This window comes from Oligoflexus sp., assembly GCF_035638955.1.
GTDB lineage: Bacteria > Bdellovibrionota_B > Oligoflexia > Oligoflexales > Oligoflexaceae > Oligoflexus.
Genome location: NZ_DASQYZ010000098.1, coordinates 31,291 through 55,556, shown reverse-complemented (window position 1 = coordinate 55,556; position 24,266 = coordinate 31,291). Strand labels below are relative to the sequence as shown.

Genomic DNA, 24,266 nt, shown 5'->3' with positions numbered 1-24,266 from the left:
AGTACGTTTCGCATGATCAAACCCATCCGCGAATTGGCTCGCGGCAGTCGTCTTTATTGGTTAGGGATTAAATGGCTACGTCACCATCCGTTTTGGTTTCTTCTTTTGTTTCTCCCAAGTCTGATAGGATTGGGATTGATGGCAGGGAGTCTGCTGCTTTTTTGGGAATACCAAACCGGGATTATGCGGTCTTTGCTCTTTGAACCGGGTGAAGGTTGGCTTTGGGTTGTGCTGTATTACATATGTAAGGGTCTTCTGTATCTGGCGGCCCTGGGATTATCCCTGCTGTTTGGTCTTTTGACAGCGAATGTGATAGCCGCGCCGCTTTATGAGCAGCTGTCCTGTGCGGTGGAACGGGAGAAGCGGGGGCGGGTGAGTGAAGTTTCTTTCTGGCAGTCGCTCAAGTCCATACCGGAAGAGCTGAAGAAAGTGCTGCTCATCATGGCAATCTCTCTTCTGGTTTTTATGGTGCCAGGTTTGAATCTGCTGGGGATTTTTGTGACAGCCAGTTTGGTCGGATGGGACTTCTATGATTATCCGATGGCCAGGCGAGGCTGGAGTTTGAGACAAAGGTTGAAGGAAGCTCGACAGGATTATTTTGCCATTTTAGGCTTGGGCCTGTGGCTGGTGATACCCTTCGTACATTTTATTTTGATGCCCATGGCCGTTGCAGGGGGAACCCTCATGGCTCTGGAGCGGATCGACACTATCGAGAGGAGAAGTCATGGTTTTTGAAAGTGGCGCCGAACGTACCAAGGCAATCGAAACTGCCCTTAGCTCTATTGAGAAGCAATTCGGCAAAGGTGCCATTATGCGTTTGGGCCAGGCGGAGCAGGATGCCAGTCGCATTGAATCGATTTCGACCGGTTCCTTGTCTCTGGATGCAGCTCTCGGAGTGGGTGGTTTGCCCAAGGGACGTGTGATCGAGATCTTTGGACCAGAATCCAGCGGTAAAACCACACTGACTCTGCACGTCGCAGCTGAAGTGCAAAAAGCCGGTGGCATTGCGGCCTTTGTGGATGCTGAGCATGCTCTTGATACCTCCTATGCAAAAAAAATCGGTGTGAATCTGGAAGAGCTTCTGGTTTCACAGCCTGACACCGGTGAGCAGGCTTTGGAAATCGTCGACATGCTGGTCCGCAGTGAAGCGGTTAACATCGTGATCATTGACTCCGTGGCAGCGCTGACACCCAAGGCCGAAATTGAAGGCGAAATGGGCGATATGCATGTGGGTCTGCAAGCCCGTCTGATGTCGCAGGCTCTGCGGAAACTGACCGCTTCCGTCTCGCGTTCGAACTGTACTGTGGTCTTTATCAACCAGATTCGTATGAAGATCGGTGTGATGTTCGGCAGCCCAGAAACCACCACCGGTGGGAATGCGCTGAAGTTCTATTCGTCGGTTCGTCTGGATATCCGTCGCCTGGCTTCCATCAAGCAAGGCGAGGAAGTGATCGGCAACCGGGTGCGCGTGAAAGTCGTGAAAAACAAGGTCGCTGCACCCTTCAGAGAAGCCGAGTTCGATGTGCTCTTCGGCACGGGGATCTCGCGTATCGGTGATCTGATCGATCTGGCTTCCAACCACGAAATCATCACCAAAACCGGTGCGTGGTTCTCGTATAAGGAGCAGCGTCTGGGTCAGGGTCGTGAAAAGGCCAAGGAGTTCCTGGAAGGAAATCCTGAGCTGATGAACACGATCGAGTATGAAGTGAAGAAGAAGCTCAATTTCCCCAATCTGCAGGAACCGAAAAAAGAGCCGGAAGTTGGTAAGGTTGATGCCGCCAAAGCCCGCAAGGGTAAAGCTGACGACAGCAAACCTGAACCCAAGGCTGCCGGCGCCAAGGATTGAGTTTGAGCTTACTGTGCTTTCGAGCGGCTCTTCGTCAGAGGGGCCGCTTTTATTATTTTACTCTGGCTTCCTGTCATTGGCGTAAGCCCGGCCAGGAACCAGCTCGCTGCTGGATTCCAGAGCCATCTTGCCGAACGCAAAACTTTCCTGTTTTTGCAGGTCAGCAAAGGAACGGGGGATGAAATGAACCTTCACTTCATAATCACCAGCAGGCAGATTTGCACTTTTAATCAAGGTGATTTTTTTGGCTCCGATCGGAATCTGGGCGCGAATATCCACGCCGATGCCACGAAGCTCGGCATAATGAATCGGCTGCATCTGGCCACAGATTTCATCGACTATGACAGTCAAAACCGTGTCCTTCACAACCTTGAAAGGGAAGGTGAAGCTCATGGCTTTCAGAAAGAAACGGAGATCGGGTAAAGTGGGATCTGGTTTTGTTTCGGCACCTTCTGGTGGTAAACAGCTTTGCGGCGCCGCAAGCGAAAACGGATTATTATCGACCACGAAACTGGCTCCATTGCCGTAAGCATAACGCTTATCCTGTAGGGCCACAGGTGGAGTGAGGCTATCATCCGCATCCTCGGGTGGCACGGATGAGATGGTGCTGTTGTAATGGTAACGCAAACCATTCAGGAAAATATCGAGCGAAACTTCGACGCTGGTATTCTGCGGTATCGAAATCGCCCATTGCCAACCTGTGGATGGATCCAAGGACTTGGGTGTTGCATCGTAAGGAACATTGTTCTGGGTGAAGACCCAGTTTTCCAAAGTGGGTTTACTGTTCACGAGCACAGGCTGCTCATTTTCTTCCAGGCGACACCAGACTTCACCGCTGCTTTCGACAACTTCGTAGCGACAGGTCAGGTACGCACCACCGATAGGAACAGGCTCCAGCGCCTGCTGCGCGGCTTCAGCATCTTCGCTGTCGCCCTTATCATCAGCAGGTTTGATGTCTTTGGCCTGGGCAGATTTGCGCGGGTCATCAAACTTTGGACCTTCCTTGCAGTTGGACCAACATAAGGAAATAAAGCATAGCCCCAAGATATTCATGGTGGTGCGCATAAAATATTCCTTTGTGTCTGGACCTTATTCTCTATCGGCTGAGGTTCACAAAAACCTAAAAGCGCCTGAATAGTGCAATTATTCCCGAAGAAAGCTGCGCTTTTTGCATCCTTACCGGGGCCTTTCAGACGCTCTTGATCCAAAAGCCCGGACAGGAGAGACTTTCAACACGTAAGAATTTGGAAGAAGGATAGGACATGGCCCAAACTCTTTGCTATCTGCCAGGAGAAAAAATATCGGATCCTGCGCTTTGGACCACACTGCGCACCTGGCAAAAAAATCAGAATCTCAGCGCCGACAAAATACGCTGGACGCCCGATTTTTTACAGGCCGAGGGCATTGATCGTGACGAGCTCGCTGGAGCTCTGGCTCTGCTCAGGAGTGGGCAGATTCAAAAGGTGGTCTATATGGAACCACGGGCTCGGGCCGCCAAGGATCTCGACTGGCTGGCTTTCGCGTGCAGCTGCGTTCAACTTGGCATTGCTGTGGAAGATGCGGCGGGTCTGCCTCTTTTGACGGCGGAAAAGGCGACAGTCCTTCAGGACCTGTTTAACAAGGCTTCCAAAAAACCTGCGCCTCCTGCTCGTCGAAGTACTCGCGTTTGATGAGTCATTCGGGCGTTGGTGCTTAAAACTCCGTCACCTCAGCATAAAACCATGTCTCAAGTAAATCCTCCCAATAGGGTAGCCAGCAAACGCGCCCTGGCTGCTTGTAACCATTGATGCACCTAAAACAATTCAGTCAATTTTCGTAAGTCAAAAACTTTAGTTTTCCGAAATTGTGTTGGCCAGCCGACCAATTATTCTATAAACAATAAATAACCTTAGAAAAAACAAAGGTAAGAAGATGCTTGCACGAATCACTTCAACGGCTTTTGCTGGACTTGTCCTTACGGCTTCGGTAGCCAGGGCTGACTTTTTGCCGGAGAACGATCTCTGGAAGGAAGATGGTCTGCTCCGCGCTTCTGGAATTACCCAGGACGAATTTAATGACGCCATCGACGAGGCCGAAGCGACTTATAACCAGGTTTTCCAGGGCTTCGGTGCCAAACTGAAGGTAAACCGCCTTTGGAGTGATTCGACTGTCAACGCCAGTGCCATGCAGCTGGGCACCACGTGGCAGGTAAATATGTACGGCGGTCTCGCCCGTCGTCCCGAAGTCACCCGCGATGGTTTTGCCTTGGTTCTTTGCCATGAAATCGGTCATCACCTGGGCGGCTATCCGTTCAGTTCCGCCTGGGCAGCCAACGAAGGCCAGTCTGATTATTTCGCTACCCTCGCCTGCGGTCGCCTCCTGTGGAGTGGCCAGGACGAAGTAAACGCTCGCTTCGCGGCTGAAGTCGATGCGATTCCCAAGGCGATGTGTGACAAAGCCTGGACTTCTTCAAATGATCGTAACCTTTGCTATCGTATGATGGCGGGTGGAAAATCCTTGGCGGATCTCCTGTCGTCTTTGGGCGGAACCAAAGCCTCGTGGTCGACCCCTGACAAGTCGGCTGTTAAATCCACCAACAATGCTCACCCAGCTGGCCAGTGCCGTCTGGACACTTATGCAGCAGGCGCACTTTGCGGCAAGGATTGGGATGCGCGCATCATTCCAGCTAAAGATCTGGGCAGCAAGCGCAATGGCAAGGAAGGTGAGCAGGATGCGGTTCAATATACCTGTAACCAGTCCGAAGGCATGACCCTGGGAACCCGTCCCACCTGCTGGTTCAAGCCTTTCCTGACCTCAAGCAGCTTCGAATAAGTTCGGATTCTTAAGGTTGACTGCTTGCAGTCGACCGCTCAGCATTTTGCGCAAGAGGGGGGAATATTCGTGTTCCCCCTGTTAAACGCTCAAAACGCAGGGGTTTTTTGTTCGCATTGGAAGTCCACGAATACGTATACCAGGCCGCCAGCTCCACCGGTTGATCCGATTTCAAAGCCTCAGCACAGCTATAAACTTTCTTCCGACCCTGAGCCCGCAATTCCAACGTCAGCTCAACCAAATGCAGACCCGGAGATTTCTTCTTATCGTTGGCTGTCAAAAACAGGCAGGCATGCATAGGACCGCCGACCGTGCGAACCGCGTTTTGGCAACGCAGCAAGGCGTCCTGCTCGCGTTGCGGCATATGACGCCTTAAATCCGTCCAGCGCGCATCCTCAGGATTCTGATCGAAATGGGCCACGCGAACCGAAGCCACAGCGTCCTGTTGCTTTTCGCACCATATTTGCCAGGAACTCGAACCCTGCAAAGCCTGTTCGATTTCATGCCGATGGGAATCGAGGTCTGAGGTATCGAGCAGCGGCCGCTCCGTGGTCGGGCCAATCACCGGAATATCATCATTCCGCAGGGTGAATAGGATCGATACCACACTGAGCACAAACAGCAGTGAGGGCAGCCAGAACTGGGACAAGCTTGCAAAGCGTTTGGGGGGAACAGCCATGGTGTTTCCTAGTCTTCGAACGGGCGTTTCAGATTCCCGAATTTGTTGAGTAGAATTCGCTGTTCCGTCATGATTCTCTGGAGCGGGACACCTTCGGAAAGTTCGAGGACCACGGCGTCGCCATCGATGCGAAGGATTTTTCCGGTGACCTGGGTGCGACCACTGTCTTGAAAAACAATGATCGCCTCGAAGTCAGCTTCGGCATCCAAAACAAACGTGGAACGCTTGGCGTCGAAAAAGAACTTCACACCTTTTTCGCTTAAATTGATCACCGGGAACTTGCCCTTGCCGATGGCGATATAGGGGCGGGCGTCCTTGGGATATTCCAGGCGAAAATAGTTACGACTCGGTTTTTCCGGTTTATCGGTCATTTCACATCCGTATGCCCATGATCTACTAAAATTGTGACGTAGTTTGGCGGGGCCGTCAATTGTGGGGCCGTCCTGACGGGATCAGCTCACATACGTTACACTAAAGAAGAGCCTGTTGCGGTCAGCGAACATCCTGGTCTGCTGTCGGGCTTTTCCTCGTGGAAAGGCCTTTGCAAGGTGCTGGTAACGCGTTACTTTGCAATCGACTTTAACGAATGCCCAAGGCTGAATACCGCGGAGGTTGGACCTGCTTATGAAGGGTGAGAGTCAAAGACAAGCCATACGCCAGCGACTCAAAACAGAGACATTCGATGTGGCGATTATCGGTGGCGGTATCAATGGAGCGGTGGCGGTTGCGGCTCTCAGCGCGGCGGGCTACAAGGTCGCCCTGATCGAGAAAAAAGACTTTGCCTCCAGCACGTCCCAGGAATCGTCCAACCTGGTTTGGGGCGGCATCAAATATCTGGAAGGCTACGAATTTTCCCTGGTCTGGGACCTATGCCGGTCTCGCAATGAACTTATGCGTCGCTACCCGCATGAGGTCCAGGAGCTGCGGTTTTTCACCAACCTGGAGCGTGGCTTTCGCAAACCGCGTATTCTGGTGTTTTTGGGCAGCCTGCTCTATTGGTTTATGGGCCGCTTTAAAACGAGACCACCTCGGCTGCTGTCACGCGCCACCATCGAACGCGATGAACCCCTGGTGTCGACGGAGAAAAGCCAGGGCGGTCTTGAGTATTCCGACTGCTTTCTCAAAGACAATGATGCCCGTTTTGTCTTTCATTTTATTCGGCGTGGTCTGCGGGCCGGTGCCGCGGTCCTGAATTATATCGAAGCCAAAGCCGGCCGCCGCGAGGCTGATGGGCTCTGGTCGATCGAATGCATGGACGCGGGGACCAGCGAAATTTTTCCGGTTCGAGCCCGCGTGCTGATCAACGCCGGAGGACCCTTTGCCGATCGATTCAATCAAGCCTGTGGCATCGGCACGGTGCATCAGCATATTTTCTCGAAGGGCGTGCATCTGATCGTGCCGCGTCTGAATAAGAGCGAAAGAGTTCTCACTTTCTTTGCCGATGACGGTCGGCTCTTCTTCGTGATCCCGATGGGCTCATGCTCCTGCATTGGAACGACCGATACGCGGGTCACCGAGCTGCCGGCGCAGGTGACCGATGCCGATCGCCAGTTTATTCTCGAGAATATCAACAAGCGGTTGAAACTGCCCAAGCCTCTGACCATGGCTGATGTGATTGCCGAACGGTGCGGTGTCAGACCCCTGGTGATTCGCGGCAATGCTGGTGATTTCGATCAAGAGGAATGGATCAACCTTTCCCGCAAACATATTTTGGAATGCAGCCGCCAGGATGCGCATATCAGCATTTTCGGTGGCAAACTCACCGACTGCTTGAATATCGGTCGCGAATTGGTGGACGAAGTTCGTGGTCTGGGCCTGCCTGAAGCGCAGCGGACCATCTGGTATGGAGAAGGGGACCCTGCGATTGAGCAGCAGTACCGCCAACTGCTGTCGACGCTCCATTGGACCGATCGGGAATGGATGGGCGAGGGTCGATCCAGTGACCGGCTCTGGCGTCTTTATGGGGATGATGCCTTGGGTATTGCCGAACGCATCAAGGCTGACCCCTCGCTGGCCGAGCCCGTGGTGGCGGATGCCCCTGTGCTTATGGCTGAAGTCGCCCACATGGCGGATCATGAACTGATTGTGGACCTGGAGGATTTTCTGCGTCGCCGCACCCGCCTCAGCCTGGTCGTCCGATACGAGGTTTTGGAGCAGAGTGCTGGATTGAAAAAAGCTGCCAGGATCCTGTTCGGACCCGATATGGAGACGCGTTGGAAAGCCTATTTCAGCAAAGAACAGGCCAAACTCCAGCAATCACGTGCTTAGACAGCGTAAATCGAAGGCTTGCGCCATACGGTTTTCTGCTATGATGGAGGCTCATTTTCAGGACCCTGGGCTGAAAGGAGCCTCATGCGCACTCGTAGCCATGGATCTATCTCGCTGGCGTTGAGCGGATTACTCCCCCTTCTGCAAGCCTGTGTCACGGGCGGCTCGGCCGAACCTGTGGCCGGCGCTCTCCCCGAACCGATTACCATCATGTCCTATAATGTTGAAAATCTGTTTGATACCGTCCATGACGACGGCAAGAACGACTGGACCTTTCTGCCTTTGAGCCTGAAGACAGATCAGGTGAAGCAGGCCTGTAAGGAATCCAGCATCAAGGAAAAATATTACAAAGAATGCATTTCCAGAGACTGGAACGAGGATCTGCTTCGGGAAAAACTGCAGCGGGTCGCCAAGGTCATCCTGAGCCAGAACAATGGCAAGGGGCCGGATATTCTGTTTCTGGTCGAGGTTGAGAATATCAAAATCCTCGAACGCCTGCGCCAGGACTATTTAAAAGATGCCCAGTATCTGCCCGCAGTGCTCCTCGAAGGTCCGGATGAGCGTGGCATTGATGCGGCATTTTTGAGCCGCATGCCTCTCGATGGCGAGCCGACGTTGCATCCTGTTAAGCTATCCAAGGTGGATGATCCGGCTTCTACTTTGGAACGCACCAGTCGCAGTATTTTACAGGCTGATTTCAAGCTTCCCGGCGGTGATCGACTCAGCGCATTCGCGGTTCACTTTCCTGCGGGTTTTCATCCCACGGCCCATCGACTGGAAGCGCTGGCGGTTCTCAATGAGGCTGCGAAACGCACGGCTGTCCAATCCCAGGTGGTGGTCGCTGCTGGTGACTTTAATATCAACCGAAGAGAAGAAAAGGCCCTTTATCAGGACCTTCTGGCCAAGGATTGGTTTGTGTCCCATCTGGTAGGTTGTCAATCCTGTCAGGGTTCCTATTACCTGGAACATGAAAAAGAATGGTCGTTCCTTGATGCCATCACCGTTTTGAAAAATGGGACGGCACCGGGCCGCTATGCATGGAAAATGGATCCCGAGTCCATCAAGGTCGTCAACGAAAACTATTTTCAAAAGAAGATGACCGGTGTCCCCTTGCGATTCATCCTTGATAGCAAGGGCAACATGCGAGGTGTGTCCGATCATTTTCCGATGCTGATGAAGCTGAAAGCGGAACGACCCGCCTCGAATCCGTGAACCCTGATTGAAACACAGCGGCGGGCGTGGCTAGGACGCCTGAGGTGGCGCCAGGGAAGCTGCTGGAGATTCAGGCACAACCACGGCCCGGGAGGCCGGAAAATACAGCGATATTTGGAACGGAATCCGGCTTTGGCTGCCAGCACTTCCTTCAAGATTCATCCATTGCAACTGTCCCTGCCATTTTTCAAGTTCATGCCGCACCACATCCAGGCCTACCCCTCGGCCTGACGTGGATGTCACGTGATGGCGAGTCGAAAAATTGGGCATGAAAAGACAGGCGAGGATTCTTTCCCTATCGTTTTCATCAGGAGCACAAAGGCCTTTCTGAGCGGCTTTGCTCCGAATCGTGTTCAGATCCAGACCTGCTCCATCATCAGCATAGAGAAAAGCCAGCGTCTGGCCTGCCGGTTCGAGTTGGATCAGGATCTGTCCGGATGGCGATTTATGCAGCCGACTCCTTTCCTCGGCGGATTCAAAGCCGCGATCCACACTATTCCGAATCAGGTGACCCAGCATGTCGAATAGGGATTGAGCCAGCTCAGGATCCAGATAGAGCCCCTTGGTGATTCTGATGACAAAACGCAGGGGCGGCTTGTTTAAAGCCACAGCCAGGGGCGCAAAGCGTTGTTCAAGATCCATAAAATAGCTCATCGCAGGCTGGTAATGCATCTGTTTGAAAAGGTGTCTGAGGTCATTAGGATCCGTTCTGGATCGCATCTCGCTCTGGATGAATTCATAGAGCGGTCGATTGAAGGACACCGCATCGCGGGCCTGACTCGGAGTAAAATTCTGCGAAATGTCCTGGATAAAAGTTTCAAGGGCATGAAGCGAATCCATAAGGCTCTGGAGGTCGATGCGCAGCGATTCGAAATGAATCGCCCTCGGATCGTTCTTGAATTTTTGCAGGGATGATTCCGCGGTATGGCATTGATTGGAAATATCAATCAAGCCATACATTCGTGCATTGCCCTTGAGCGTATGAAGAGCCCGATACAGCTGCTCCTGTTGCGCTCGATTCAATTCCTCGCCCGACCAGGACTCGCGAATTCTATGCAGGGATTCCTGAACGACATGCAAAATACGGGAGTCGCTATTTTGGATCAGCGAGTCGATGACCTGATTTTTAACGCGGAGTAACGAGAATTCTCTTTCGATGGCTTTCTTTTCTGAAATATCGGTTATCGTAACCAGGATGCACACGACCCTTTTGTTTTCGTCATTAATCGTGGTCCAAGCGAGAGCCAGCGACTTCACCACGGTCCCGCAGGTTCTTAGAATTTCCCGAGGAAGATTGCCCTGATTCACTTCAAAATGGAGCGCGTCTTCACCAGCCGCCATGAAGAGGACGGACTTGGCCATCTCGAACGCGTCCAGACTGAGGTCGCTCCCGCGGCAGAGGACATCCAGGATGGGGGCGCCTTCCAAATTGGGTTCGGCCAGGATGGACGAGGCTCGGGAAAAATTCCGTACGATCTTCAGCTCAGCGTCAGCCTCGATAACGCCCTGCGGCAGACTATCAAGAATCGACGAAATCTCCCGGGTTTTCTCCTGCAGGTCGCGCGTCCGGTGGGAAACAGTGGCTTCAAGGTTTTCGTTGATCCGAGCCAGATCCCGCACCAGACGACGATTGTGTTGAAAGACCTGAGCGAAGATGCGGGAGGTAATCAGCATCACGGAGCTGGTCGCCGTAAACGTTCCAATAAAGATCAAACTGAACGATTTAATGTAGCCGAGCGCCAGCAGGAGGTCATGTCCTGAAGAAAACCAGAGCAAGGTAAAACCTACCACGCCGAGACCTATGCGTTTGTCCGTACGATACGCTTTGAAGCAGAGGATGGTCCCGTGCGACCAGATCCAGTAGGCAATGAGGAAAAGTGACTTTCTCGCCACCTGAAAGAATGCCAGGTGCATGTCAAAGGCCAGGTAAATAAATGCGCAGGCATAAAGGCCAATGACCACCGAATAGAAGATTGAAACCTTTAAGCTGGTCTTATAAAAAAATCGTGCAAACCAAAAGAAGCCTAAAGCCATGAATCCTATACCTGGATAGTGGAGCAGCATCAGGACTTCGGGTTGAAAGAATTTAAAGTTGATATCGTTAGGCAGGGCATAAAACGGGAAGACTCCAAGACCCGTCAATCCCGAAATCAAATAAAGGGAATAACGGGTGTAAAAATACAGCAAAAGAAAAAACAGCCCGGTCCAGAAAAAGATGTAAGCAAAGATATAGCGCATCTCGCCGCAAAAAATTTCAAAGAAATTAATGACCGGATCATAGGCCTTGTAAGCGCGGAGTTGAAACGGCGATTGGTAGACTCCGGTCATCAGCATAGTCTCGATGCGGAAGCTGATCACGTGATGCGGCTGCGTGATCTTGAAACGGACCGGAACCGGCTGGATGGAAAAATATTTCTGAAAGGAGTCACGTCCATGCCGATGAAAAATCCGGGTTCCATCCTGAAAAACCTGAAGGCGTGACATGTAGGCATCCACGAAGAAAACAGCTTCCTTGCCGATCAGCGACGGGGCGAAGTGGAATTCTCCTCGATACCAGCCGACAGTAAAGTTTTTCCCGTCGCGATAGGCTGCGTTCCAGGGCCCGGTGTAGGTACTGTCACCCATTCGCTGGTATCCAATCCGGGTTTTGCATTGGTCGGGGCATCATCGCGGGTAAAGAGCCAAAGCCCTTGCAGGTTGGTCGGACGCACCAGCGATTTGATTTCAATTTGACAGGAGAAGCAGGCCGGATTCGCCGTATCTGCGGAAGCTGGTTGGACGAACACCAGGACCTGAAACCATGCGAGCAGACCAAGGAGCCATTTTCTGTAAGGCTTGGATTCTGGCTTCACAGCACCTCCTGGCAAGGCAAAACTCTAGTATAGCGCCTCTCAGAAACGAAAGCTGCCGGCCCACGCATAATTTCCGAAGGCTACCGCGGTGATTCATGGGTATGAGCCCCAAACTCCGCAGCAACCTTGAACGTGCCGTCCTCGTTTCGGGCCAGCCAGACCGTGAGGCCCTGAGCGTTGCTGGCAAAGATCAGGCTTTTGTCATCTTCATGCTGAATGGGGCGCTTGATCTTGTCTTTGAGTCCGGCTTTCAAATTCTCCCACGAGGTGTCGGCTGGATACAGGCTACGGACGGCGCTCAGGGCATACTTATCCTGGCCCAGAATATCAAAAACCGCGGTTGTAGCCGGAGAAGACCCCCATCGCATCTCCAAACGCTGGCCTGACTTCGGGTGGCCTTGGATCGTTTGCGCGACGGATAGGCGTTGCTCGTGAGCCAAGGCTTCTATCTTTTGAGGGGTGGGGTGCTCTTCGAGCAGGAGTTCCAGCCACACGATATCCACCGATGAAGAGTGCGCGACAACGGGCCCAGGGGCCGCACGTTGAGTTGCCCTTGCATCCGAGGCCATGGATTCAGGCGGAACCTCGGGAGCCAGAAGTTTCACTTCACCCGGTTCAGAAACCTTGGGCCTTAGCCAAAACAAGATTGCGACCATGAAGAGCAGGAGAATGCAGGCCAGTTTTTTCATCGCGGATATTTCCAAGCAATCAAATCAGCTGTTGGATCCACCAAATCCTGGCGTCTTTGATAAGGCGAGTCGTCATAAACGGTCAAAGGCCCTTGAGCCCAACCCGCGAAACGCTCGAAATGCAGCATATCCTGATCCAATCCAATCAAACGGCCCACGTAGGCTATGCCTTGTCCGCGTTGAACCCGGACTCCTACACGAATGCCGGGCGCCAGGTTCTGGGTGACCTCTCCATAGCGAACAATAAAATCCCCGTGATCGATGACCAATGCATAGGTGCCGAGATAAAACTCGTAGAAATCGATGATTTCACCATCACCGACAGCGTGCACCAAAGTGCCAGTTGTTGCATAGAGATCGGCGGCCGCGTGACGCCTCGTGCAGTTATCACGACAGGATCCAAAACTTCGAGGCGGCTCGGTGTAGCTGGCGAGTGCCGGCCCACCGAATGGAAAAGTAAAAGCATCAGGCGGCCGGGTTTGCAGCGCGAAATCAAAATCCCAGCGCATGCTGTCACAGGTGAGGCCTCCCCCGCGCGCGCGGCAAGCGCTGACATGCATGGGGGTGAACGGTCCATAAGCATGCGGACCCTCCTTGCAAAGATTATTGTGCAGGGTCGTGCCCGGAGGACAGCCACTGTTGCCTCGGGCCGTGCGAGCGATGGAAAGGGTCCAACGCGCCGTTTGGCAACTCTCACCCCCTCCAAGTTCGATGCATTTGGATGTCATGGCGCCCGGGAAAGGACCCAGGGCCTCTGTGTCGGATTCGCATAGTTTGCTGCCAGGATTGAAGAGAAATGGGGTAGGGCAGAAGTAGCTGTCAGCCGTTTCCTCGGCATCCGACTCACGACTGGAGTCGCCGCAGGATAGCAGAATCAATAGAAATAAGAGGTTGTAGATTTTTTGCGGCATATATCACCCCTTGACCGTGCGCTGTTCAGACAAGCGCCTCAGGGGTGATATAGGTTGAAATGAAGCGGAAGCAAACAGGAAAATTGCCGGTGGAGCCTGTGTCCGTTGCGGCGCTCAATATTGCATTGGCTCTGGCGGTCGGCCAGTCCTAAGACTTCAAACAGAGCCCCTTCAGCACCACTTTTTGATCATACGAAAGCAGCTTGAAACTGGTCAAATGCTCGGTCGTGACCTGGGCCAGACGTCCGGAACATTTGTTTTCCAATTCCCGATAGGCCGCTTCCACATAACCCGTGTTCGTCTGAAATCCCAGAATAACAAAGTCGCTGGCATCCGCTGTCACCCACTGCCCCTGACCCGCCGACTGCGAGTCCTGAGCACTCACGTAAACCTGATGAATGGAATGAGCGCATCCTGAGAGGAGCACCATGCAGAACGTCAAAACTATTTTCATGGGAATTTATCCTTTTTTTCGGCGGCTGAGACAGTATCCTTGCATGACCACTTCCTGGGTGACAGCCAGACCCAGGAAATAGTCCGTATTCTGGTGCTTGCTTTGAATGCCTTCAATCGACCCATCCGGACATTGACGCTCCAAATCCTCGCGAGCCCGATCGACAAAGGAATTTCCGAAAGGAATGGCTATCAGGACAAGGTTCGAAGCCGAGCTGATGACCTTGTGTTTGCGGGCCGCTGCCGCTGGGATCTGACTGATTGAAATCGAAGACACTGACATGCAGCCCTGGAAAAGGGTCGAGCCAAGCAGAGCGGGAATAAGGAACTTCATCAATTTTCACTCCTGTGACGAGGCAACGTCGCCCCATTCGGGTTCCAGGGACGCTGTCGCTCGATGCGGCTGGCAATAACCCTGAGCTTTGATGTCGCGCGACCAAAAGAAGGCTAAAAAATACAGCGTGACCGTGTCGTGCGTGGTGACCCCACGGACATCACCCTGGGGGCAGCGTTCTTTCAATTGTGTGCTCAGCTGTAAAGCGTAGTCATTATCAAAGTTAAGACCCAGGATCATGAATTTGGAAACACTGGCCTCCACAACCTTGCTGCGCTGGGCCGGAATATTGGTCTGGGATACGGCCATCGTATAGGTGCAGCCGCTTAAGCTCAAGCTGATCAAGGCACAGAGGAGGAGCAGGCGTTTCATGTGATCTCACTTTCCCTGGGGTTGCATACAGAGGGCATCAATGCGAACAATCTGGCCTTTGACCACGGGATATTCGCGCGATTCACGAATCGACATGACGTTGGTCAGGTATCCATTTTTGCATTCCGCGGCCAAGCGCTCGGGGATTTCCCGGGCATAGAATTCGTTATAAACCGGGGCGCCGGTGCGAGGTCCGAACTGGAACAGGGTTTGATAGGCTTCCGCTGCTTTCCCCACATTCTGCATGCCGCGTGAGCCTGCGGAACGGCCGAGACCCTTGGCAATCGAGGCCACTTCACCAAAGTCCACAGTGTTTTCGCTGACCTTGATGCTGACGGGGCGACCTCGCGCGGAGCTTTCCATATCGCTCAGCTGGACTTTATAGAGCACCGCGCAGCCACTGTTCCAAAAAAGACAAAGTGCGGCCAGGAGATATGATCTCGCCATGTGTGATCCTCAAATTTATTTATTTAGGATAGAAGAGATGGGAGCAGGAATCAACTTTCGAAACCTTGCAGGGCCAGTTCCAAGTCCTTGCGATTGGAGGCATGCTCCAAAGCTTCTTCCTGGGTGATCACGCCGGTCTTGAACAGCGTAAGGAGGGAATGGTCGAAGCTTTGCATTCCGTAGGTATTGCGGCTGTTGCGGATGGCATCCTTCAGGAGGTTAAAATCCTCGCCTTTTTGGATGTTTTCCTTGACCAGCTCATTGGCGATCAGGATTTCAATGGCCGGGACCATGCCCTTGTTATCCTTGCGGGGGACAAGGCGCTGGGACACGATGGCTTTCAGGGTCTGTGAAAGCATTATTTTCAAAGATGGATGCTGATGCGGTGGAAAATAGGAAAGGAGCCTCGTGATGCTTTCGGTAGCGTCCATGGTATGGAGCGTGGAAAGAACCAGGTGACCGGTTTCGGCCGCCATCAGTGCGGTTTCCGTCGTTTCCTTATCGCGTAACTCGCCCACCAGGATCACATCAGGATTCTGCCGCAGGGCACTGCGTAGCGCCGAGGCGAAGCTTTCGGCGTCCACGCCGATTTCCCTTTGATTGATGGTCGAGCGCTTTTCGGTAAAGACAAATTCGATCGGGTCCTCGATGGTCAGGATATGCGAGGCCCGCGCGGTATTGATTTTTTCAATGATGGAAGCCAGGGTCGTGGATTTACCGCTCCCCGTGGCGCCGGTCACCAGGACCAGACCGCGGCGTTCTTCGGCAAAGGTATGCATGACCTGGGGTAGCTGCAGTTCTTCCATGGTCCGAATATGATTATTGATGACCCGGAGGATCATCGCGTAGCTTTGTTTTTGGCGGAAAAGGTTGACACGGAAGCGATTGCCCAAAGGGCTGGCATACGCAAAGTCGAGGTCTTCGAGTTGCTGCAGGCGGTGCTTCATATGCTGCGGAACCAGGGTCCCGATCCAGGCCATCATCATCTGGGGTGTGATGATTTCTCCATCGGCAAGATTCAATATTTCACCCTGAAAGCGGAAACGAGGCATCACCCCGGGCTTCAGGATGATATCGCTGGCTCCACCGCGGACAGCAACTTTAAGAATCTTCTCGAGGTTCATGTTCAGCTCGACCCAATATAATAAAGAGGCTTTGCTAAAATTATAGCTGCCTCAGACGCCAATTGCAGGAGGACGGAATTGCCGATGGGACTCCGGTTTTGACGAACGGAATGCTGGCCGTTGCACAGAAAGTTCTCTAAACGTGCTAGGGTTCAGCCGAACGTATGCAGCTGGTGGGATCACCGACTGCAAAAAAGTGATAGGTTGCGAAAATCGCAGCCCAACCGGGGAAAATTCTGGATGAGTCATCGAGAGGAAACCCCGAAGCCCATCGGCAATATTCAACAGCTTCATCGTCTGACCAAGGCCAGAAAAATCGGCTATTTCAAGCTTTTTTACTGTGATTAACACGTTCATTCATGTCCACTGTTGTGAAGTCTCAACCAAGGCTTCGGCCTTCGCCAAAATTCTTTTAGGACTCTGTGGACCCTGAGAAAAGAGCGCAGTGTTGTTCATGGCTTGGCCAAACCCTTGGCTGGCCTGAAGCACCAGCCTTTGGGTAGAAATGCCAAAGTGATTTTGATTTCCCGTCTCAAGCCACGGGAATAACGGGCTAAAGCGTTCCGGGCAGGGTTTGCCAGTTTTACAGGGGCGGCAACTGCCTTTAAAATGGAGAGAGAGCAATTCATACATGGATGGGGTGATGAAACAGCTGATCGTTCTTTTCAGCCTGGGTGGGGCGTCCATGGTTTGGGCCCAGGACGACAATCTTGTAAGCGGTGATGATGCGGGACCTGTGACGCCTGAGCAGGCTGAACATTTTGATATCATGCAGCTGCCCAAGGGCGCATCCGTGGTCCTGCCGCATCCGGCTTCCACGATTGTGCCTTTGAACATCAAAGTTCAGGTGTCCGCTACGGATCGGAAGCAGATCTTGAAAATCACCGCGATCAATCAAGGTGGTTCGACCAAGCCCGTGAAGCTGGCCATTTTTGATCTTTATCAGTCGCGGGTGAAATATCTCGACGTTCGGCCTGGCAGTTTCGTGATCTATGCCTTTAAGAATCTGAACAGTCTGCAGCTTGTGCCACAGAATAGCAAGGACCCGGCCCTGAGGCAGACGCGGTTACTCCTGGAAAGCAACCGTCCCTTGGGCGTGAGTTACTAAGGATCAGGCTCCCCAGCTCAGACTTATCTGCGGAACACGCTCGATCGCTTCATCCGTCAGCGCGAGTTCCGCCTGAAGTCCGACCGACCGGGATACTGAAGGCGTCGGGGCGTCGACCGTATAGGCCACGGGAAACATATCCTGCATCATGCGGCGTCCCTTGGAGGGGTTTTCCAACAGATTCAACACATCCGAATGCATGCCCTGGCTCAGGCGCAGACTTATGGATCGATACTCCTCTTCGACCATAACACTCAGATGATTTTGGCTGTTGCGCATCACCCAGCGATGCAAGGCGACCAGTGTCATGCAGCGCGCGTCGATATACATGTTGCCAATCATTTCCATCACGCTGCTGGCGTGACGCAGACGCACTTCAAATGGAATCGAAATATCATACAGCGAGTCGATCACTTCCCAGGCGCGGATTGCTATTTTGGTTTTTTGATCAAGCACCAGCTTTTTGAAAAAGCTGCGATGCTTGCGCAGTTTTTTAATCGTATCGAGATGGGCGGTAGGATTCGCCTGGGCATAAAGCCAAAGCGCAAGCCGCACAGCCAGGGAAGGACGCATGGTGTCCTCGTCCTGGACTCGAATCCAGGCATCCGGATCAGGCGGCACTTCATTTATGAAATTTTCCCATTCCACATGTTCTTTCACGCGTGGATGAATCGGCTGAGCATTGAGTTCCTCAAGCAAGGCCGGGATAGGCGCCCTCTGGCTGGCCAACCGGAGGGACTTGATTTCACCCACCAGAGCGACCTGATACCAAAATTTGCTGTTGGTACCTTCCTTCATCTGGCGAAAGAGCGAACAGGAAAGCATGGCTGAACCATTGTTCAAAGCCAGATGCGCGTAAGTGAACTGACTGATTTCGCCTGGCTTCTGGCTGCTGCCTTGCGCCAGCGTATGACCGATGGAAACTTCCCAGATGGCTGTATCGAGGTCACCTTTCTGGCAATAATAGTAGCCCAGAATTTCTGCGACCTGACGATAGACATGACCCAGCTGACTCTTGCGGGGCTTGACCTTGTTGCGGAGCAAAAGACCTTTGATGATGCGTTCCAGTTTAGGGACCAGAGCATGCGATGAAGCAGGTGAATCGGCCAGCATCGCAATGCAGGCGATACCGTAGTAAACCCGGTAAGCATCATGGACGGGATCCTCGTCACGAGGTTCATCCATAACTTTTTGCAGAAACTCCTCCAGGACGAGTTTTGGATCATGAGCGGTCATAGCACGGGATTTTTCCTCCTCAACCGCCGTGCAGGCCTTATTCAATAAATCCAAAGACCACTTGCTAGCCATGTTCGGGCCTCCCTGTTGCGTCACTTGAATGCTTGCATAGGAAAGCTATTGCAAACCGAAGGCCATCGGGGGCGAGCATACGATCTTCGTCAGTTAGCTCAGATGGGGGCTCTTCAAAAAAGTGTCAGGCCAGGAAGAGGTGGAAGTCCCCTGATCCATAACTTGCTGTTTCTGCATGAGAATACTGCTTGATAAAATGTAGCAGGGAGGCATCGGCGGCCGGGAAACGGGCCTTCTGCCTGGGATCGCCTGTTTTGTTAGGTGTTTTTTTGGAGATCTTCTTTTGGTGGATCAGGGTGCTGAGAGGTCCAACCTCGATCATACTCAGGGGTTGGACGAATCAAAGTTGATTCTCATTCCTCTCTTGCAGAGTCTATGCCGCGGACGGGCGTTTCACCGATCATTGGACTTTCATTCCACCAATCTCCAGGTTCCGCTGCCGGAATCCCGGTCGGGAGACGTGCTGGTGAACACGCAAAGGTGGGTACTGCAGTGTGCGCGGGTATCCAGGTAATGCGGTGCAGCCGCGTTGAGCATATTTTTGAAGTGAAGGCTCCGACCATCTCTCAGCGTGCTGTCGGTCGCGTCGGTCGGAACGATTTTCCATTCATAAAGGCGTTGATCGAACTTTCCCATGTAATTGACTTCATCCCAACCTATGAACTCCCCGGACCGTCCTATCACCATAGAGTCGAGGTCCGGGTCGACCAGGGCGACGGGATCGTTGGCTTTCACTTCTTCACCGGCCTGTTTGCCTGCTAAAGACACCAATTTCCAACGGGTTCCCACATCCTTCGAAGTCCAAACCATGCCCACGTTCCGTGCGAGATATCCGCCCGACCAATTCGAGTAAGCATTCTGCAAGGCATAGGAGCGGCCGTAGACCAGCGGCGGGCTGGTCCAGGCGGGGCGGCCTGCACCACTGAAGACAAAAGTATTATACTGATCCTTCTGCACCTTTAGAGAACTGTAAGGTCGGCGTTTTTTATCTGGACAGATCATGCCCTCGGCATCCGGGTACGAACCAAGGGAAGTGCAAAGAGCGTAACCTTCACCGTAGTAGCTGTTGGACTCATAATGCCAACCGTGGATGGCGACCTCGCCACTATCGGCACTGAGAATCTCCCTACGACAAGAGTCAGGCTGCATGAGGTAATAGGATCGTGTTTCCCAGCGGTTCTCCCGCTTTTCACCAAGGCTCAGCCAGATAGCGTTCGGAGTCTTATTGCAAATATTGTAGTGGCTGCCGGCGGGAGATCCCTGTTTCTTCAAATCGTTGTAGAGTTGGATAATCTCCTCAGCACTTGCCAGTCTCTGATAATTGGCGTCACCGGTTTTGTCCGAACCCAAATCCAGGCCGACGAAGTGCGTCCGTCCCCCCCATTCGGCAAAAACAGGGCCGCCATTGGCATTGGGTATCGAGGCGGCACAATCATGGGTCAGGCCGATTCCTGGCGTCTTATAAATGGAGCAGCCCCTCTGGATCGAAGGTCTGTTCTCGGCGAATTTGAATTCGCTGCTGTTATAGGTGCCGAAGGAGAAGAGATTTGTCATCTCCAGCAGATCCTCGTCCGCGACTACCTTTGGCTCCAGACCGCGCAAGGAGTCAACCAGCAAGGGATTGGCAAAGCGGACGACGGCCACGCCGTTAGCGCCGTTATTGACCATTTGAGTCCAGCGGGTGCGTATCCGACTGCTCGAAAGCGGAACTTCAATGTCACCGCCGCGAAGTTCGCCCTTGCTGTTGAAAAGGCAGGACAGCGGAAACGCTGCATGACGAGGATCCAGCAGAACCCCAGAGCAAGAATGTTCATCCACCACCAATTTGACGATAGCGCTGGCGGGAAAATAATTGTTGGGTAGATTGATTTTCTTTTCTGCGTCGGTTGGAAAAAAGCTCAGCTTGGGAATGCTCAAAGCTCTTACGATCAAGATGTTGGAATAGAGGCCGCGGCTGGTACGGAACTGGACTGTTACGGTACAGAGATTCTCGGGGAGAGGGACCGGGGTGGACAGCATGGACAGACGGCCGTTCTGGGCCAAGGAGAAGATATCACAGGTGTCATCTATTTCCAGGAATTCACCAGTGACGGGTGTTCCTGCGGCAGGTTCAAGCTTAAAATTCAAGCTTTTGAATTGACTCATTTCGCTGAGACGTTGACGCAGGTCTGAAGTGGTGTCGAGCGTGATCCCCGGCTGCTTATAGATGGACCGGCACAGATCCTTGACGGGAGCGCTGAGCGCCTCTTGCGGGCACGTTAGCGGATCGATCATGGCAGCATCATAGGTGAATCCCGAAATATGAGGCAGTTGTTCAAGAGGTGAAAGATCCTGGATTTGAGTACCTTTGATATCCAGAGTTTGCAGAAAGGTTTTATCATGCAGTACAGCCAGACTATCGATAGCCGCTTGGTTAATAGTCAAAGAGTTGAGCTGACCCAGTTTGCTCAGAAAATTGATATGCGTAATGGGGTTGCCACTCAGATCGAGCCGTACGAGTTGAGTCAAGTCAGCAAGAGGGCTGAAGTCACGAATCGCCTGATCTTTGAAAGAGACACGCAGGAGACTCTTCAAATGGCGCAGCGGTTGAATGTCTTGCAGTTTGACTTCATTTTCCTGGAAGGAAAGATCCAGGGCAGTCTTCAGTTCCAGCTTGCTCCATAGCTGACGGCAGCTTATGTCGGTCTTTTCGAAGCTCGGCGGCTGCGTTTTTGCCAGTTTGGCGAACAGGGGACCCGTCGTGGCTGGCTGGGAGTTCATGCAATCTTCAACGAAGGGCTCCCTTGCCACCTTTACCGATTCGCCAGTATTACAGCTGATATCGGTGGCGTCGTTGGTCTTGTTCAGGTTCAGACCGCCTTCAGGGAAGATTATGGCCTGCTCGGGACGTAGTCCAAGAGCCTCCAGCAAGCCTTGGCAGCCGATCTGATAGAAGGTGTTATCACCCGTATTGAAATCCAGGTAAAAATACTCGGTCAACAGCTGGGTGTCGGGATTTTTCCGCAGAATTTTCCAGAGCTTCAGATCGGTTCTATCGCAATCCAATTCCAGGATTATATTGAGTTTGTCCGCTTCCGAGGAGCCCAGAAAAATCGTATCGGCAACTTGCAATCCGGCAAATCCCAATTGCCTGGCCATGTTTTCGACGCGCGTCGTAATTTTACCGGCGTCACCGCATTTCAGGCGGAAGCCCCGCTCCCGATTGACGAATATCAAATCCTTGGTCTGACCGGATTCGTCTCTGAGCAGAACAAGCCTGGAGTGTTCTTCATCCTTCGGCTGGGCCACCATCGTTTCGGAGGTTTCAGGGGCGCTATCGCAGCCCAGCAGGAGCATGGTAAGGCCCAAGGCTCCGATTATTTTCTTCATCGTGTGACTCCTATTCTGCGTCTGATTATGATCCATCGTTCTCAACCTTTTTGGGACGATCCCAGGGCCATCTTAGGCGAAAGCCCCTTGATATGGCGAGTTCGCCTGCGGGACATGGGGGGACTTCAACGTACGACGGAGCAGCGATTCTGGGCTTTGTAGTTCAGGATGCCCGCTCCTTCGCACTTGAGGAATTGCCAGACGTCGGCGTCCGACACCAGCTCTTCAGGCGCCAGATCATCTGGGGATATCCTGGAAAAAGCCATGCGGTTGAGATCGATCATCCAGAACTTCGGATTCGATTCAAACCTGGCGAATTGAAAAGGGCCCAGCTGCTCGCCCGGCAGGCCGCTTACTTTGCTGTCCCAGATCTCCAATCCCAGAGTCGCACTGCGGCCATTGCCGAGAAAACGGAAAGCATAGCTCGGATTGGCAGGATTTTCCCGCTTGAGCTTGAGTTCAGCCTTGTGCACGAACGCTTTCGATTCGGAGCCCAAGGTCACGACATTCGGTCCCATCAGGACGGCTTGTTGAACCAGGGCTTCCGATCGTCCGGTGAGATAGAGGGCGTTGGAACCAGCCTGTATGGTCGCGAGCTCAGGCTTCAGTTCAGCCGATGGCATGATGATCACCTGGGCTCTCAGGCCATCGATTCCTATGTCTTTGACCTTCATGCCACACTTGAGGCAATGCAACCGGCCCGGTGCTTCGACAGCAGGATTGCCGTCGATGCCCAAACTGGGTCTTAGGATAACCCCGCGATTCCAGGCCAGCGAGTTACTGTCACCAGGATGAACGAGAGCGACATCGCTCAAGCGGAGCTGGGCATCGCCTGTCACATGGAACGCATTGAGTTTGGGTATGCCCATCATCCATTCAGGTTTGGTGGTGTTGGATGTGGCCTTCAGGTTCAGGCGCTCGAAAGTGACATCGAGGCCTTTGGCGACCGTGAAAACCGGCAGTTCATTGTTCGCCAGAGAAGCGGGGCAGGCATCGGCCTGATCACAGAAGTACTGAAAGGTGAGGGTGCGATGATCCTTATCCACCAGCGGACGGAATCGAATGGACTTGAGTTTGCCGTCGAAGAGCGAGAGGCGGATGGATTCACGACCCTGGATGACGACATTGCTATCCAGCAGGACTTCCAGATTCTGGCCTTTGCTGCAGTTCGCCTTGGATTTGAGGAGCTCATTGAATCCATTGGGTCCCGCCACGGTATACAGCGCCTTGTCGAGTACGGCCTTACAAGTCTTCACCTCAGTCCGAGCCGGACAACGGAACACGGGCTGGGTTGAGGCCGGTGTTGACTTGAGGAGCTGTTTTCTCAGACTGTCAAAGAGAGGGTCTTCGCTGGTTGCCAGGCCAAAAAAGGGATAAAGATCACCGGCGCAATCATCAAATATTGATTTGATGTCGGCCGCAGGTGACCAGACCTGACGACGCTCGCCTCGGCCATCTGTAGTCAGGACAACTTTATTGGGAGCAGCCGCGACGAATTCGAGGGCATTGGTATTCCGCAGAATCTCATGCTTTGGCTTGCGATCGGGCGCACAATTTTCGAGGCAGACATCAAAGAAGGGCAGATTCTCCAGAGTCGGAAACAGAGCGTTTCCGCCTACCTGCTCGACTTCACTCACTGGGAATTTGCTTTTCAGCGCTTCGACGATTTCCTTTGCTTTTGCACGCTGCAAAGGCAGTCCATTCCATCGGTGGATAGGCAGGTAGGTCTTCTCGCTTTGTCCTTTCGCATTCAAGCCTTTATAGGTAAGCACGATGAGGTTTTGGAAGCCAGGGTAGCCATCCGACTCGGCGGTGTCGTCGGCTATTTCTTCCTCGGTGTTGTCCTCGGTGGCTATCGCCGGTGGATAGAGCAGGATCTGATAAGGACTGCTGGTATCCTGGCAGGTGAGCTCGACGAAACCACTGGTTTCCGGTGCTCCCCACTGCGCGAATCGTAACCGCTCTTCGAAATTGAAGAGTTTGGTGACGAAGGTGAAGGCGCAACCGGCCTGACTGATCGGCAACTTGAAGAATTCGCCGGATTTGCCGGTACTGAAATAGTAGCCTTGTTGATCGCGATAGAGATCTTCGTTGATTTCGGCGCTGAGTTCGCCTTGTTTGGACTTGTCGAGCCCGTTGCAGCTGAGTGCTGGTCTTGCCTCGAGTTCGGGATGATCGATCAGATAATTCTGGGTCGAGACCTCATCGAGAGGATGGGGCTGACGGTCGATCCATTCCCAAAGATCGTTGACCCCATCACAGTGCTCGACTTCACGCAGCTGGTGGCCGATGCGCAGGAGATAGACGGTTTTCGTTTCGTGAGTGAACCTGCCGACCAGATCGATGAAATCAGTGCCGTCTTTCGCTGAAGGAACTTTGATTTCCTTCACGGCACTGAATTGTGGCGAGGAACTGTCACAACCCAGGGCGAGTAAAGTAAGGAACAGGCCGGTGATGCTTCTTTTCATTATCAGTTTCATGGA

Annotated in this window: 22 protein-coding genes; 7 read left to right on the top strand and 15 right to left on the bottom strand. The window is 52.9% G+C overall.

The annotated features are described in order from the left end of the window. The first annotated feature begins 12 nt into the window (after positions 1–12). Both VE954_RS09365 and recA read left to right on the top strand, forming a co-directional pair. The gene (locus VE954_RS09365) at positions 13–735 is read left to right on the top strand and encodes an EI24 domain-containing protein (RefSeq protein WP_324951984.1); all 723 of its coding nucleotides are present in this window, start codon (positions 13–15) and stop codon (positions 733–735) included. Further along, positions 725–1,846, top strand: coding sequence for a recombinase RecA (recA, locus tag VE954_RS09360; protein ID WP_324951982.1), 1,122 nt, complete (start codon positions 725–727; stop codon positions 1,844–1,846). Before VE954_RS09365 ends, recA begins: the two co-directional genes overlap by 11 nt. Positions 1,847–1,903: 57 nt before the next feature. On the opposite strand, the gene VE954_RS09355 is transcribed toward recA, so the two are convergent. Then, a complete protein-coding gene (locus VE954_RS09355; RefSeq protein WP_324951981.1) occupies positions 1,904–2,911 on the bottom strand; it encodes a hypothetical protein in 1,008 nt (335 codons plus the stop codon). Positions 2,912–3,108: 197 nt separating this feature from the next. On the opposite strand from VE954_RS09355, the gene VE954_RS09350 reads away from it, so the two are divergent. Both VE954_RS09350 and VE954_RS09345 read left to right on the top strand, forming a co-directional pair. Continuing rightward, positions 3,109–3,516, top strand: a complete 408-nt coding sequence (locus tag VE954_RS09350) for a hypothetical protein (protein ID WP_324951979.1) — start codon at positions 3,109–3,111, stop codon at positions 3,514–3,516. A gap of 241 nt (positions 3,517–3,757) precedes the next feature. Beyond that, positions 3,758–4,657 (top strand): hypothetical protein, encoded by a 900-nt coding sequence (locus VE954_RS09345; RefSeq protein WP_324951977.1) that lies wholly within the window; start codon positions 3,758–3,760, stop codon positions 4,655–4,657. A 10-nt stretch (positions 4,658–4,667) separates the two neighbouring features. On the opposite strand, the gene VE954_RS09340 is transcribed toward VE954_RS09345, so the two are convergent. After that, positions 4,668–5,336 (bottom strand): hypothetical protein, encoded by a 669-nt coding sequence (locus tag VE954_RS09340; protein WP_324951975.1) that lies wholly within the window; start codon positions 5,334–5,336, stop codon positions 4,668–4,670. A gap of 8 nt (positions 5,337–5,344) precedes the next feature. After that, positions 5,345–5,707, bottom strand: a complete 363-nt coding sequence (locus tag VE954_RS09335) for a PilZ domain-containing protein (protein WP_324951973.1) — start codon at positions 5,705–5,707, stop codon at positions 5,345–5,347. A 253-nt stretch (positions 5,708–5,960) separates the two neighbouring features. Here VE954_RS09335 and VE954_RS09330 point away from each other — a divergent pair, with 253 nt between their 5' ends. Together VE954_RS09330 and VE954_RS09325 are read left to right on the top strand one after the other, a co-directional pair. Next, positions 5,961–7,604 (top strand): glycerol-3-phosphate dehydrogenase/oxidase, encoded by a 1,644-nt coding sequence (locus VE954_RS09330; RefSeq protein ID WP_324951971.1) that lies wholly within the window; start codon positions 5,961–5,963, stop codon positions 7,602–7,604. 84 nt (positions 7,605–7,688) lie between these two features. Continuing rightward, the gene (locus VE954_RS09325) at positions 7,689–8,816 is read left to right on the top strand and encodes an endonuclease/exonuclease/phosphatase family protein (RefSeq protein ID WP_324951969.1); all 1,128 of its coding nucleotides are present in this window, start codon (positions 7,689–7,691) and stop codon (positions 8,814–8,816) included. Positions 8,817–8,846: 30 nt separating this feature from the next. Here VE954_RS09325 and VE954_RS09320 read toward each other — a convergent pair whose 3' ends face one another. The 9 genes from VE954_RS09320 to VE954_RS09280 form a co-directional block, all read right to left on the bottom strand. Continuing rightward, positions 8,847–11,441, bottom strand: a complete 2,595-nt coding sequence (locus VE954_RS09320; RefSeq protein ID WP_324951967.1) for an Hpt domain-containing protein — start codon at positions 11,439–11,441, stop codon at positions 8,847–8,849. Then, the gene (locus tag VE954_RS09315) at positions 11,336–11,668 is read right to left on the bottom strand and encodes a hypothetical protein (RefSeq protein ID WP_324951965.1); all 333 of its coding nucleotides are present in this window, start codon (positions 11,666–11,668) and stop codon (positions 11,336–11,338) included. Before VE954_RS09315 ends, VE954_RS09320 begins: the two co-directional genes overlap by 106 nt. A gap of 80 nt (positions 11,669–11,748) precedes the next feature. After that, positions 11,749–12,357, bottom strand: coding sequence for a hypothetical protein (locus tag VE954_RS09310; RefSeq protein WP_324951963.1), 609 nt, complete (start codon positions 12,355–12,357; stop codon positions 11,749–11,751). Further along, positions 12,354–13,268 carry a M23 family metallopeptidase gene (locus VE954_RS09305; protein WP_324951961.1) on the bottom strand — a complete coding sequence of 305 codons (915 nt, stop codon included), beginning with the start codon at positions 13,266–13,268 and terminating at the stop codon, positions 12,354–12,356. Before VE954_RS09305 ends, VE954_RS09310 begins: the two co-directional genes overlap by 4 nt. A 148-nt stretch (positions 13,269–13,416) precedes the next feature. Continuing rightward, the gene (locus VE954_RS09300) at positions 13,417–13,722 is read right to left on the bottom strand and encodes a hypothetical protein (RefSeq protein WP_324951959.1); all 306 of its coding nucleotides are present in this window, start codon (positions 13,720–13,722) and stop codon (positions 13,417–13,419) included. Between the two features lie 6 nt (positions 13,723–13,728). Further along, on the bottom strand, positions 13,729–14,055 hold the full coding sequence (locus VE954_RS09295) for a hypothetical protein (protein ID WP_324951957.1): 327 nt from the start codon (positions 14,053–14,055) through the stop codon (positions 13,729–13,731). 6 nt (positions 14,056–14,061) lie between these two features. Continuing rightward, on the bottom strand, positions 14,062–14,427 hold the full coding sequence (locus VE954_RS09290) for a hypothetical protein (protein WP_324951955.1): 366 nt from the start codon (positions 14,425–14,427) through the stop codon (positions 14,062–14,064). A 6-nt stretch (positions 14,428–14,433) separates the two neighbouring features. After that, a complete protein-coding gene (locus VE954_RS09285) occupies positions 14,434–14,874 on the bottom strand; it encodes a hypothetical protein (RefSeq protein ID WP_324951953.1) in 441 nt (146 codons plus the stop codon). A 50-nt stretch (positions 14,875–14,924) separates the two neighbouring features. Beyond that, positions 14,925–15,998: a PilT/PilU family type 4a pilus ATPase gene (locus VE954_RS09280; protein ID WP_324951951.1), complete on the bottom strand. Its 1,074-nt coding sequence runs from the start codon at positions 15,996–15,998 to the stop codon at positions 14,925–14,927. Between the two features lie 643 nt (positions 15,999–16,641). On the opposite strand from VE954_RS09280, the gene VE954_RS09275 reads away from it, so the two are divergent. Continuing rightward, positions 16,642–17,106: a hypothetical protein gene (locus VE954_RS09275; RefSeq protein ID WP_324951950.1), complete on the top strand. Its 465-nt coding sequence runs from the start codon at positions 16,642–16,644 to the stop codon at positions 17,104–17,106. Between the two features lie 3 nt (positions 17,107–17,109). On the opposite strand, the gene VE954_RS09270 is transcribed toward VE954_RS09275, so the two are convergent. The 3 genes from VE954_RS09270 to VE954_RS09260 all read right to left on the bottom strand — a co-directional run bounded on the left by VE954_RS09270 (position 17,110) and on the right by VE954_RS09260 (position 24,263). Then, on the bottom strand, positions 17,110–18,414 hold the full coding sequence (locus tag VE954_RS09270) for a hypothetical protein (protein ID WP_324951948.1): 1,305 nt from the start codon (positions 18,412–18,414) through the stop codon (positions 17,110–17,112). 411 nt (positions 18,415–18,825) lie between these two features. After that, complete coding sequence (locus VE954_RS09265; protein ID WP_324951946.1) at positions 18,826–21,783, bottom strand: DUF1036 domain-containing protein; 2,958 nt, start codon at positions 21,781–21,783, stop codon at positions 18,826–18,828. 125 nt (positions 21,784–21,908) lie between these two features. Beyond that, a complete protein-coding gene (locus tag VE954_RS09260) occupies positions 21,909–24,263 on the bottom strand; it encodes a hypothetical protein (protein ID WP_324951944.1) in 2,355 nt (784 codons plus the stop codon). Positions 24,264–24,266: the final 3 nt, after the last annotated feature.